This window comes from Gemella sp. 27098_8_155 (genome assembly GCF_041433725.1).
Lineage (GTDB): Bacteria > Bacillota > Bacilli > Staphylococcales > Gemellaceae > Gemella > Gemella haemolysans_D.
In genome coordinates, this window is record NZ_JAPWCA010000008.1 from 34,034 (window position 1) to 47,106 (window position 13,073).

A 13,073-nucleotide genomic window follows, 5' to 3' on the forward strand; every position below is an offset into this window, starting at 1 on the left:
ATATATTATAAGAAAAATCACCACACTCAAGTAAGATTACTTAAATATGGTGATTTAATTTTAGTTTTTAATTATATTTTTATAGATTATTCATTATCTAATTGCATATAAACAACTTGAGTAGTTAGGTATTCTTCTAAACCATGTTTACCGTCAGCTCCACCGATACCAGATTTACGACGTCCAGCGTGGAATCCTTGCATAGCTTCGAAGTTTTCACGGTTGATGTATGTTTCACCAAATTTTAGCCCATTTACGGCTTTGAATGCAGTATTTAGGTTAGTAGTGTAAACTGATGAAGTTAATCCATATTCTGAATCATTTGCATATTCTAATACTTCTTCCAAAGTTTTGAATGTTGCTACTGGGATTACAGGTCCGAATGTTTCTTCCTTCATAATTTTCATTTCGTTAGTTACATCTGTTAAAACAGTTGGTCCAAAGAAGTATCCTACTTGATTTTCATCACGAGTTCCACCATATGATAGAGTCGCACCTTGTTTTACTGCATAAGCAACTTTTTCTGCAACAGCGTCTACAGCACGTTTTTCGATAAGTGGACCATAATCTAAACCACCTTCTTTGTTAGGGTCACCGAATTTAACTTTATCAAGTTCAGTGAATAAGATTTTTTCGAATTCATCTTTAACATCTTCATGAACGTATACTCTTTCTGCACAGTTACAAACTTGTCCTGAGTTAATTACACGAGATGCTACAATCGCTTTTGCAGCAAGATTTAAATCTGCGTCTTTAAATACGATAGCTGGGGCTTTTCCTCCAAGTTCTAAAGAAACATTAGTGATGTTTTCAGCAGCAGCTCTCATAACTTCTTGTCCAGCTGTTAAGCTACCTGTTAAACTTACTAAGCCAACTTTAGGGTTAGAAGCTAATCTATTTCCTACAACAGATCCACGTCCGTGAATAATATTAAGGATACCTTTTGGAAGACCAACTTCTACGCAGATTTCAGCGAAAATATCAGCATTTATCGGAGTTAATTGACTTGGTTTCAATACAATTGTATTACCAGTAAGTAATGCTGGTGCCGCTTTTCTAGCGATTAAGAAGAATGGGAAGTTCCAAGGTAAAATACCAGTAGTTACTCCGTGAGGGCGTTTGAATAAGAAGATGTGCTCATCTTGTCTATCACTTTGAATAATTTCCCCTTCATATCTTCTAGCCCATTCAGCCATATAGTCTAAATAATCAGCTGTGAATAATACTTCAACTTTTGCTAAATCGAAAGTTTTACCACCTTCATTAACAATAGTTTGTGTAATTTCTGGCTCACGTTCGCGGATACGTTCAGCAATTTTTCTAAGATATGCACCTCTTTGAATTGCAGGTAATTTTTCCCAATCACGTTGAGCCACTTCTGCTACATCAATTGCGCGGTCTACATCTGCTTCTGAAGAAGAAGGGATTTTCGCGATAACTTCTTCTGTAGATGGATTTAGTACGTTTATATAATCGTAATTTGTATTTTCTTCGAATTCCCCGTTAATAAAATTTTTTAAAACTTTAACTTCACTCATAGTTAATTCTCCTTTTTCTGTTTTTCTTATAAGTAAACGTTATCATTACTGTATTAACATTGTATCTTATGAAAAAATATAAATCAAGTAGTTTGTTTGTATTTTTTGATATATATTTATGTATTTAAACTTTTATCTATGCATTTTTACAAAAAAAGTTATATATAATTTTAAATAGAAGAAATGAATAATTTAAAAATGGTATAAAGAATTAAATTATTTTTATTTCCTGTAACATATCAAATAAAGCGCATACATAAAAGTGAAAGATTATTAGATAATAACATTGTTATTATTGTACTTGATACAGTTTTTCTAAAATATTAAATTTTAATGCATTAAGTAACTAAAGAAAATAATAGTAAAAAATTTTTTCAAGCAAAAATATTTCCATTAGCAATGTATTTAGTGGTATAATCTTAGGTAAGAAACATTAGGAGGTTCATTAATGAAACAAAATATCGGAGTTATCGGTTTATCAGTAATGGGAAGTAATCTTGCATTAAATATTGCAGATAATGGTTTTAAAGTTGCAGTATTTAATAGAACAACATCTGTTGTAGATAAAATGCTAGAAGAGCACCCACACAAAAATGTAACAGGGAGATATTCATTACAAGAATTAGTCGATGGACTAGAAAAACCAAGAAAAGTTGTCTTAATGGTTAAAGCAGGCTTTGCTGTAGATAGCCTAATTGAACAATTAACACCACTTCTTGATAAAGGAGATATCATTATTGACGGAGGAAACTCATTCTTTAAAGATACTCAAAGAAGATATGATCTATTATTAGAAAAAGGAATTAACTACTTTGGAGTTGGTGTATCTGGAGGAGAAGAAGGTGCTAGATTCGGTCCTGCTTTAATGCCTGGTGGTGATGAAAAAGCTTACGAAGAAATTCGTCCTATTTTAGAAGCTATTGCGGCTAAAGTTAATGGTGTTCCTTGTTGTAGTTATACTTCAACTGGTGGGGCAGGTCATTATGTGAAAATGGTTCACAATGGTATCGAATATGGAGATATGCAACTAATTTCAGAAGCTTACAAAGTGCTTAAACACTTAGGAGGTTTCTCAAATGAAGAATTACAAAAAACATTTGAAGAATGGAATAAAGGTGAATTAGAATCTTATCTAATTGAAATTACAGCAAACATCTTCAAAGTAAAAGAAGAAGATGGAAGCTACTTAGTAGATAAAATCTTAGATAAATCTCAACAAAAAGGTACTGGGAAATGGACTAATGAACAAGCTATTGATTTAGGAATTGATGTATCAGTTATTACAGCTGCGTTAAATGGAAGATATATGTCAAATCTTAAAGAAGAACGTGTTCGCGCTGAAAAAGAATTTGCTCGTAAACCTTATGCAGTAGTTGAAGATAAAGAACGACTAAAAAATATTGTAAAAGATGCTTTATTTATTTCAAAAATTGTATCTTATGCACAAGGATTCAAATTATTACAAGCTGCTGAGAAAGAATATAACTGGACATTTGATTATTCACAAATTGCTAAAATTTTCCGTGGTGGATGTATTATTCAAGCGAAAATTTTACAAAATATTATCGAAGCATACCAAAATAATCCAAAATTAGAAAACTTAATCTTTGATCCATTCTTTAAAGAAGTTATTGAAACAAGACAAGATAGCTTACGTGAAGTTGCTGTTTTAGCAATTTCTAATAGATTACCACTAAGTGCTATGACTTCTGCAGTTTCTTACTTAGATATCTACACTACAGCAGAAAGTGGTGCTAACTTAATTCAAGCGCAACGTGACTATTTTGGAGCACACACTTTCGAAAGAACAGATAAAGAAGGAAATTATCACTATGACTGGGTTGGAAACAATGAAAAATAAAACAGCAATAACACTTTTTGGAGGAACAGGGGATCTTACATATAGAAAACTGTTACCTGCATTATATAACTTAAATGTATTAGGGAAATTAGCTGATGATTTTAAGATAGTTGTGATTGGTCGTAGAGCTTATACGCAGTCAGAATATATAGATATTGCTCATACGTGGGTAAAAGAGTATGCACGTACTAAATTCGACGATGAACAATTTGATGCATATGCTAAAAAAATTATCTATTTCAAAATGGATATGACAAATGAAGATGACTATGAGATGTTACAAGCATTTTATTCTGAACAAGATATACAAAATCATGTTTACTACTTCGCGGTGGCTCCATCATTCTTCATAACTATTACAAATGGTCTAAAAAAATATTGCTCAGAAAATAATGCGAAAGTTATTATTGAAAAACCATTTGGAGAAGATTTAGAAAAAGCTGGGATACTAAATGATGAGCTTGCTAAATTCTTTAATCAAGATGAAATTTATCATATTGACCATTACCTAGGTAAAGAGATGATTCAAAATATTTTATCTTTACGTTTTGAAAATATCATCTTCAAAGGCATCTGGAATAAAGATTTTATCGAAAATGTTCAAATTACTGCTGCAGAAACTGTAGGTGTTGGAACTAGGGCTAGTTACTATGATAAGAGTGGTGCTTTAAAAGATATGGTTCAAAATCACCTATTACAGGTTCTATCATTAGTAGCTATGGAAGAACCAAAAGAAGAGGGAAGTCGTGGTATTCACGAGAGTCAATACAATCTTCTTTCTGCGCTTAAACCGATTGAAGATGTTCATGAAAGTTTAGTAATGGGGCAATATGAAGGATATCTACAAGAACAAAATATTCCTGCTGATTCTAAAACAGAAACTTATGCAGCGCTTAAATTATTTATAGATAATGAACGTTGGGAAGGTGTACCATTCTTTATAAGAACTGGTAAGAAACTAGAAAAACGAGAAACTCAAGTAGTTGTTCAATTTAAATCTGTAGGAACTTCTCCAGGAAATGTATTAATAATAAAAATTCAACCTGAAGAAGGTGTATATTTCCAATTTAATGCTAAAAAACCAGGTACAGAACAAGAATTACAGCCAATCTCGTTAGACTTCTGTCAAAGTTGTATACTAGAAAACATAATAAATACACCTGAAGCTTACGAGAGATTACTAGATGCTTGTTTTAGAGAAGATAGAGCATTATTCTCTCAATGGAATCAAATAGTTGAGTCTTGGACATTTGTTAATAAACTTATAGCTAAGTACGAAGAACAAGGTTCTCCATTATACACATATGAACAAGGTTCAAAAGGTCCAAAAGAAGCTGATAATCTAGTAGATTGGGTTAAATAATTATTTAGATGTATTGTAAGACTTTATGTCATGCAATACATCTTTTTGTAGTTTGGGTGTTCTTTAAAAGGATTGCTAGTTAGGAAAGTTTACGTTAATCACGAAGTATAGTATAATGAAAATATAAGAAAAATTTAAATGATGATTTTCAAAAGGAGTTAAGATATGAGACTGTTAGATTCAATGTTAGAATACAATGAGTATTTTGTTAAATTTGAAGAGTATGAAAAATATAAAACAGAAGATAAATATCCAGCCAAGAGAGTAGTAATGTTTACGTGTATGGATACAAGGTTAGTTGAACTTGCAACAAAGTCTCTGAATCTATCTTCAGGAGATGTTAAAGTTGTGAAAAATGCAGGTGCTATATTAACTCATCCTTTTGGATCGATTATGAGAAGTTTGATAATAGCAGTATATATGCTAAAAGCAGATGAGATTATAGTTATGGGGCATCATGACTGTGGTATGCAAAATATTGATACTAATCTAATTATGGAAAAAATGCGAGATAGAGGTGTTGGAAAAGAAACTATTGATATTCTTCAATACTCTGGACTTGATTTAAATACTTGGCTACATGGTTTTGACGATGTTGAAGAAAGTGTTGGGCATGATGTTAATATGATTATGAATCATCCATTAATACCAAAAGACGTCCCTGTACATGGTTTAGTAATAAATCCAAGTAACGGTAAAGTTGATTTAGTCGTAAATGGATACGATAATCTGAGAAAATAGAAAGGGGCTAGTGAGTTGAAGAAAATATTAATCTTGAATACAGGTGGAACAATCTCTATGAGTGAAGATCAGACAACTGGAAAAGTTTCGCCTACAGATAAAAATCCAATAGGTGTTGGAGGGAGTATGTTTTCTTATCTAGGAGATTTAGTAGTTGAAGATTTATATCATCTTGCTTCTCCTCAGATAACAGAACATGAAATGTTAGGGATAAAGAATAGGATACTAGAAGCAGTAACACAAGGATATGATGGTGTAGTAGTTACGCATGGGACTGATACTCTTGAAGAAACTACATATTATTTAGAATTAACTTTAGATATAAATATTCCAGTAGTGGTTACAGGTGCGATGCGTTCTAGTAATGAAATAGGAGCGGATGGACTTGCTAATCTAAGAAGTTCTTTAGTAGTTGCTGTTAGTGATGAAAGTTGTGATAAAGGTGTATTAGTAGTAATGAATGATGAGGTGCATACAGCTACCTATGTTACTAAAACGCATACTACAAATGTAGCGACTTTCCAAACACCAACTTTTGGACCTATAGGGTTAGTATCTAAAAATAGTGTAATTTATTTTCAAAAATTAATAAATGAAGAACATTACGATGTAAATGTTTTTGGTAAGAAAGTGTACTTATTAAAGGCATATGCTGGTATGGGAGATGAGCTTATTAATGCAGTCGCAAATATTGGAGCTGATGGATTGGTAATAGAAGCTCTGGGTGCTGGTAATTTACCGCCAAAGACTGTTCCGGCGATAAGAGAATGTATTAAGAAGAGAATACCAGTAGTATTTGTTTCCCGTGCATTTAATGGTGTTACTCAAGATGTATATGATTACGAAGGTGGCGGTAAGAGATTTCAACAAGATGGAGTTATTTTTACAACAGGACTTAGTGGACAGAAAGCTAGAATTAAGTTATTAGTTTTATTAGAAGTAGGAGTGGATTTTGATAATTTAAAAAATTATTTTTAGAAATAATTTGTGAAGTTATTGAAATATGAAGAAGGTTGAATATTTTTTATAATTATGGTAGTATATTAAATGATTAAAATTAGGAAAGAGGTGTAGAGTTGAAATTTAAATATCATAAGTCGTATAGAGGATTTTATCTATTAGAGGATAATAAATTTAAACGACCATACCAAAAATTAGATCAAGAGAAAACGCTAGAAAACTTAAATGAAGAAATTGAGTTTGATAAAAAAGAAATAATTGAAATAGCAGATAAATATGTAGTTTTTGTAGAAAAAGACTGTGGAAAAGTAAGTAATACAAAGAAGGCAGAGAAATCAAAAACTAAGAAAAAAATCGAAACAATTGATTTTGAAGTATTAGAATTAAAATACAAAATTCCTAGCCTATTATTACAAAAGTTGTATGGAGTTATAGCAGGGAATTCAAAAAATGGACAACGTGATTTATTATCTGTTTTATCAGTTATAGAAAATGTTACTCTAGCTGATAGTCTATTTTCTTCAAAAGTGAAAAAAATATTCTACTATAGCGATAAAGAACTGAATGAGTTGCTAGTTAGATATAATTTTGATAACTTAGATGTAGAAAATCTGAAAAAAGATATAGAGGTCAACTACCCTAGTCAATATATTTCTAATTTACCAGTCGATTATAAAGAATATGAAATGATTTTCGTATTTTATTTCATTATTCTAATTGAATTATTAGCGATATTAAAATAAGATGAATTTTTTGATTAAAATTTATTTAAAAGACTTGATTTTTATATAGGTCTTTGATATAATTTTAATCAGAAAGTTTATTTTTTTTGAAATATGTTGGTCGAAAAACGACCTAACTGGACAGGGAGTGTCCACAGATAAACTTTCGAATAAACAGGGGAAACATAAGATGGATATTTTACATTTGTTACATATGCAAAGTAGACTTGTACCTGATATGTTTATGAAGTTTAGTAATAGGTATGAATTGCTTATTGCGATAAAAGTTAATCAACCAGTAGGAAGAAAAACATTGTTGAACTTTATAAATATGACGGAAAGACAATTACGTACGGAATGTGAAGTTTTATCCAAGTTAGGGTTAATAACTAAGAAAGCTACTGGAATGAGTCTTACGGAAAAAGGAGAAGAGCTTCTACTGGAGATAAAAGAATCAGTTATAAATGATGCTTTTGCTAAGGAAAGAAGTTTTATAAAAAATCATTTTTCGATAAAACAAGTTCATATTGTAGCGGGTGACTTTATAAATAATGAGGCCACTAGAGAAGAAATGACTAACTTACTCTTGGATAAGGTTAATGCTAAGATAACTAAAGAATGCGTAATTGGAGTCAGTGGTGGTAGTACGATGTACTACATAGCCGGCAGAGCTAATGAAACATTTGGTTATGGAAAAGATGTTACTATAACGCCAATAAGAGGAGGACTATCTGTAGTAAATACAGAATATCAAGCGAATGATATAGCCTCTAAGATGGCTAAAAACTCTGGACATAATTATCAACTATTACATGCACCAGATAATATAGGACAAAAAGCATTAGAAGAACTCGTAAAAGAACCAGTCGTAAAAAATGCTCTAGATGTTATAGGTAAAACATCGATAATTATCCATAGTATAGGGAATGCTTTTGAAATGGCGAATAGAAGAAAATCTTCTAAAGATATTTTAAAAGTATTGGAAGAAAAAAATGCTGTTTGTGAATCATTTGGAAGTTATTTCGATGAGAACGGCAGTGAAATATTTAAAACCTCTACTATAGGTATGAGTTTTAAAGATGTTGATGGCATTGATAATGTCTTTACGATAGTTGGTGGAGAAGAAAAAGCTGATGCAGTATTTAGTTACCTAAATACTAGACCGGCGAATGCGACATTAATTATTGACGAGGCTATTTGCAAAAAAATAATAAAAAAAGTTAATAAAAATTTTTAGGAGGAACTAAAAAATGACAGTAAAAGTAGCAATTAACGGATTTGGACGTATCGGACGTCTTGCTTTAAGAAGAATCCAAAACGTAGAAGGAATTGAAGTAGTAGCGATTAACGACTTAACACCAGTTAACCAACTAGTTCACTTATTAAAATATGATACAACTCAAGGTCGTTTCGACGGAGAAGTATCAGCAGCTGAAGGAAGCTTAGTAGTAAACGGAAAAGAAATCAAAGCATTTGCTAACCCTAACCCAACTGAATTACCATGGGGAGAATTAGGAATCGATGTAGTATTAGAATGTACTGGATTCTTCACTTCTAAAGAAAAAGCTGAAGCTCACATTCAAGCAGGAGCTAAAAAAGTTGTTATCTCAGCTCCAGGTGGAAACGACGTTAAAACTATCGTTTACAACGTAAACCACGAAACTCTAGACGGAACAGAAACAGTTATCTCAGGTGCTTCTTGTACAACTAACTGTTTAGCTCCAATGGCTAAAGCTTTACACGATAACTTTACAGTAGTTGAAGGATTAATGACTACAATTCACGGATACACTGGAGACCAAAACACACTTGACGCTCCTCACCGTGGTGGAGACTTACGTCGTGCTCGTGCAGCAGCTGTAAACATCGTACCTAACACAACTGGTGCTGCTAAAGCAATCGGATTAGTAATTCCAGAATTAAACGGAAAATTAGATGGAGCTGCACAACGTGTACCAGTACCAACAGGTTCATTAACTGAATTAGTAGCAGTAGTAGAAAAAACTGTTACAGCTGAAGAAGTTAACGATGCTATGCAAGCTGCTTCTAACGAATCATTCGGATACAACGTTGACCCAATCGTATCTTCTGATATCGTAGGTATTTCTTACGGATCATTATTCGATGCAACTCAAACAAAAGTATTAACAGTTGGAGACAAACAATTAGTTAAAGTTGTTTCTTGGTATGACAACGAAATGTCTTACACATCTCAATTAGTAAGAACATTAAAATACTTTGCAGGATTAATTAAATAATCTATAATAGGTAATAGAAGAATAGATAAGATATAAGTCAATTTCGACTTATATCTTGTCTCATATATTCTAAAATATAAATAAAAGGAGCTTTCCATGAAGAAATCTATTAAAGACTTAGGTAATTTACAAGGGAAAACTGTCTTAATGCGTGTTGATTTCAACGTGCCTTTAAAAGATGGTGAAATTACAAACGATAATCGTATTACTGCTGCATTACCAACAATTGAGTATGCTTTAAATCAAGGTGCTAAGGTAGTTGCTTTCTCACACTTAGGACGTGTTAAAGAAGAAGCTGATAAAGCATCTAAAAGTTTAGCGCCAGTAGCTGTTAGATTATCAGAATTATTAGGTAAAGAAGTAAAATTCGTAGCTGAAACTCGTGGAGCTGAATTAGAAGAAGCAGTTAAAGGATTAAAAGATGGAGAAATCTTAATGTTTGAAAACACTCGTTTCGAAGACGTTGAAGGTAAAAAAGAATCTAAAAATGATCCGGAACTTGCTAAATATTGGGCTTCTCTAGGGGATGTATTCGTAAACGATGCATTCGGAACAGCTCACCGTGCACATGCTTCAAACGTAGGTATTGCATCTAACATTGGTGAAGGGAACTCTGCTTCAGGATTCTTAGTTGATAAAGAAATCAAATTTATCGGAGGAGCAGTTGATAACCCAGAAAGACCTCTTGTTGCAATCTTAGGTGGAGCAAAAGTTTCTGATAAAATTGCAGTTATTGAAAACTTATTAGAAAAAGCTGATAAAGTAATTATTGGTGGAGGTATGGCTTATACTTTCATGAAAGCACAAGGTAAAGAAATCGGAATTTCACTTTGTGAAAATGATAAAGTTGAATATGCTCGTGAACTAATGGCCAAAGCTGGAGAAAAATTAGTATTACCAATCGATACAGTAGTAGCTAAAGAATTCTCTAACGATGCACCAAGTCGTGTAGCACAAGGTGATATCCAACCTGATGAAGAAGGATTAGACATCGGACCAAAATCAGTTGAATTATTCAAGAAAACTCTTGAAGGTGCAAAAACAGTAATTTGGAATGGACCTATGGGTGTATTTGAAATGCCTAACTTTGCTAAAGGTACAATTGGTGTTTGTGAAGCTATCGCAAACTTAGAAGGTGCTACTACTATTATCGGTGGTGGAGATAGTGCTACAGCAGCAATTTCTTTAGGATATGCTGAGAAATTCTCACACATCTCAACAGGTGGTGGAGCATCTCTAGAATATCTAGAAGGAAAAGTATTACCAGGAATTGATTCATTATCTAATAAATAATTTTAAAACTCAAGGAGAGTAACATCATGTCAAGATTACCATTTATCGCAGGAAACTGGAAAATGAACAAAAACCCACAAGAAGCTAAAGCGTTTGTTGAAGCTCTTGCTGGAAAATTACCATCATCAGATAAAGTAGAAGCAGGAATTGCAGCTCCATCTGTAGATTTAAGTGCAGTACTTAGTGCGGCAGAAGGAACAGGATTAAAAGTTGCAGCTCAAAACTGTTACTTTGAAAATTCAGGAGCTTACACAGGTGAAACTTCACCTAAAGTATTATCTGAAATGGGAGTAAACTATGTAGTAATCGGTCACTCTGAACGTCGTGATTACTTCCACGAAACAGATGAAGATATTAATAAAAAAGCAAAAGCTATCTTTGCTAATGGATTATTACCAATCATCTGCTGTGGAGAAAGTCTTGAAACATACGAAGCAGGAAAAGCAGCTGAGTTCGTAGGAGCTCAAGTAAAAGGTGCTTTAGCTGACTTAACAGCTGAACAAGTAGCTTCATCAGTAATCGCTTATGAACCAATCTGGGCTATCGGAACTGGTAAATCTGCTACAAAAGAAGATGCACAAAAAATGTGTAAAGCAGTTCGTGATGTAGTTGAAGGATTATACGGTAAAGAAGTTTCTGAAAAAGTTCGTATTCAATACGGTGGATCAGTTAAACCTGAAAATGTTAAAGAATACCTATCATGCCCAGATGTTGATGGTGCATTAGTAGGTGGAGCATCTCTAGAAGCTGAATCATTCTTAGCACTTCTAGAAGGTGGAAAATTAGCTTAATTTTAGCAAAAATAAATAAATTATAGTATAATAGAATTATAAATTTAAACAATAAGGAGAAAGTTAATGTTAGCAAAAACATTTGATATTATCGCAGAAGTATATGCAAGAGAAGTTTTAGATTCACGTGGTAACCCAACTGTAGAAGTTGAAGTAACAACTGAATCAGGAGCATTTGGACGTGCATTAGTACCATCAGGAGCTTCAACTGGACAATACGAAGCAGTTGAATTACGTGATGGAGACAAAGGACGTTACCTAGGTAAAGGTGTAACTAAAGCTGTAACTAACGTTAATGAAGAAATCGCACCTTTATTAGAAGGTAAATTCGACGTATTTGATCAAGTAGGAATTGACTACGCTATGATCGAATTAGATGGAACTGAAAACAAAGGACGTCTAGGAGCTAACGCTATCTTGGGTGTATCTTTAGCAGTAGCTCACGCTGCAGCTGATTCTTTAGGAGTACCTCTATACAGATACTTAGGAGGAACTAACGCTAAAGAATTACCAACTCCAATGATGAACATCGTAAACGGTGGATCTCACTCAGATGCTCCAATCGCATTCCAAGAGTTCATGATTTTACCTGTGGGTGCTCCTACATTCAAAGAAGCTTTACGTTGGGGAGCTGAAGTATTCCACAACTTAGCTAAATTATTACACAACCGTGGTTTATCAACTGCAGTAGGTGACGAAGGTGGATTTGCTCCAACATTCGAAGGAACTGAAGATGCTGTTGAAACTATCCTAGCTGCGATTAAAGCTGCTGGATTAGAACCAGGTAAAGATGTATTCTTAGGATTTGACTGTGCGTCTTCTGAATTCTACGAAAACGGAGTGTACAACTACGCTAAATTCGAAGGTGAAGGTGGAGCAGTTCGTACTTCAGCACAACAAGTTGATTACTTAGAAGAATTAGTAAACAAATACCCAATCATCACTATCGAAGATGGTATGGATGAAAACGACTGGGAAGGATGGAAATTACTTACAGACCGTATCGGTAACCGTGTGCAATTAGTAGGGGACGATTTATTCGTAACTAACACTAAAAAATTATCACAAGGTATCGAACAAGGTGTTGGTAACTCAATCCTAATTAAAGTTAACCAAATCGGTACTTTAACTGAAACTCTAAACGCTATTGAAATGGCTAAACGTGCTCGTTACACAGCTGTAGTTTCTCACCGTTCTGGAGAAACTGAAGATTCTACAATCTCAGATATCGCAGTTGCAACTAACGCTGGACAAATTAAAACAGGTTCTCTTAGCCGTACAGACCGTATTGCTAAATACAACCAATTATTACGTATTGAAGATGAATTAGATGCTACAGCTGTATACCCAGGTGTTCAAGCATTCTACAACATCAAACGCTAATTAGAATATTTTAAAAGAAGCAAGAGCTAAAGGCTCTTGCTTTTTTTGTTTAAATAATTATATTTTTACTTATTGAAATATAAAAAAATATTAAGGCATATTTGAAATATATTAAATGAAATAAATTCAGTATCTGTCTAGTCAAATGTAAAATATAAAAATG

General features: G+C 33.1%; 11 protein-coding genes. 10 read left to right on the forward strand and 1 reads right to left on the reverse strand.

From position 1 onward, the window contains the following. Positions 1-86: 86 nt before the first annotated feature. Positions 87-1,538, reverse strand: coding sequence for an aldehyde dehydrogenase (aldA, locus tag O5Y44_RS04910; protein ID WP_371465645.1), 1,452 nt, complete (start codon positions 1,536-1,538; stop codon positions 87-89). A 448-nt stretch (positions 1,539-1,986) separates the two neighbouring features. Here aldA and gnd point away from each other — a divergent pair, with 448 nt between their 5' ends. The 10 genes from gnd to eno all read left to right on the forward strand — a co-directional run bounded on the left by gnd (position 1,987) and on the right by eno (position 12,910). Beyond that, positions 1,987-3,399 (forward strand): decarboxylating NADP(+)-dependent phosphogluconate dehydrogenase, encoded by a 1,413-nt coding sequence (gnd, locus tag O5Y44_RS04915; protein ID WP_371465646.1) that lies wholly within the window; start codon positions 1,987-1,989, stop codon positions 3,397-3,399. Next, the gene (gene zwf, locus O5Y44_RS04920) at positions 3,371-4,762 is read left to right on the forward strand and encodes a glucose-6-phosphate dehydrogenase (RefSeq protein ID WP_271965490.1); all 1,392 of its coding nucleotides are present in this window, start codon (positions 3,371-3,373) and stop codon (positions 4,760-4,762) included. The genes gnd and zwf overlap by 29 nt, the downstream gene beginning before the upstream one ends. Positions 4,763-4,927: 165 nt before the next feature. Beyond that, entirely contained in the window at positions 4,928-5,503 is a 576-nt protein-coding gene (locus tag O5Y44_RS04925) for a beta-class carbonic anhydrase (RefSeq protein ID WP_271965489.1), read from the forward strand. 15 nt (positions 5,504-5,518) lie between these two features. Next, positions 5,519-6,481, forward strand: coding sequence for an asparaginase (locus O5Y44_RS04930; protein WP_371465647.1), 963 nt, complete (start codon positions 5,519-5,521; stop codon positions 6,479-6,481). Positions 6,482-6,579: 98 nt separating this feature from the next. Further along, positions 6,580-7,206, forward strand: a complete 627-nt coding sequence (locus O5Y44_RS04935) for an exonuclease SbcC (RefSeq protein WP_371465648.1) — start codon at positions 6,580-6,582, stop codon at positions 7,204-7,206. 169 nt (positions 7,207-7,375) lie between these two features. Next, positions 7,376-8,422, forward strand: coding sequence for a sugar-binding transcriptional regulator (locus O5Y44_RS04940; RefSeq protein WP_316447102.1), 1,047 nt, complete (start codon positions 7,376-7,378; stop codon positions 8,420-8,422). A 13-nt stretch (positions 8,423-8,435) separates the two neighbouring features. Further along, a complete protein-coding gene (gap, locus tag O5Y44_RS04945) occupies positions 8,436-9,443 on the forward strand; it encodes a type I glyceraldehyde-3-phosphate dehydrogenase (RefSeq protein ID WP_371465649.1) in 1,008 nt (335 codons plus the stop codon). A 96-nt stretch (positions 9,444-9,539) separates the two neighbouring features. Then, positions 9,540-10,736: a phosphoglycerate kinase gene (locus tag O5Y44_RS04950; protein WP_271965484.1), complete on the forward strand. Its 1,197-nt coding sequence runs from the start codon at positions 9,540-9,542 to the stop codon at positions 10,734-10,736. A gap of 26 nt (positions 10,737-10,762) precedes the next feature. Then, positions 10,763-11,527 (forward strand): triose-phosphate isomerase, encoded by a 765-nt coding sequence (gene tpiA / locus O5Y44_RS04955; RefSeq protein ID WP_003147890.1) that lies wholly within the window; start codon positions 10,763-10,765, stop codon positions 11,525-11,527. Between the two features lie 66 nt (positions 11,528-11,593). Continuing rightward, the gene (gene eno, locus O5Y44_RS04960; RefSeq protein ID WP_371465651.1) at positions 11,594-12,910 is read left to right on the forward strand and encodes a phosphopyruvate hydratase; all 1,317 of its coding nucleotides are present in this window, start codon (positions 11,594-11,596) and stop codon (positions 12,908-12,910) included. Positions 12,911-13,073: the final 163 nt, after the last annotated feature.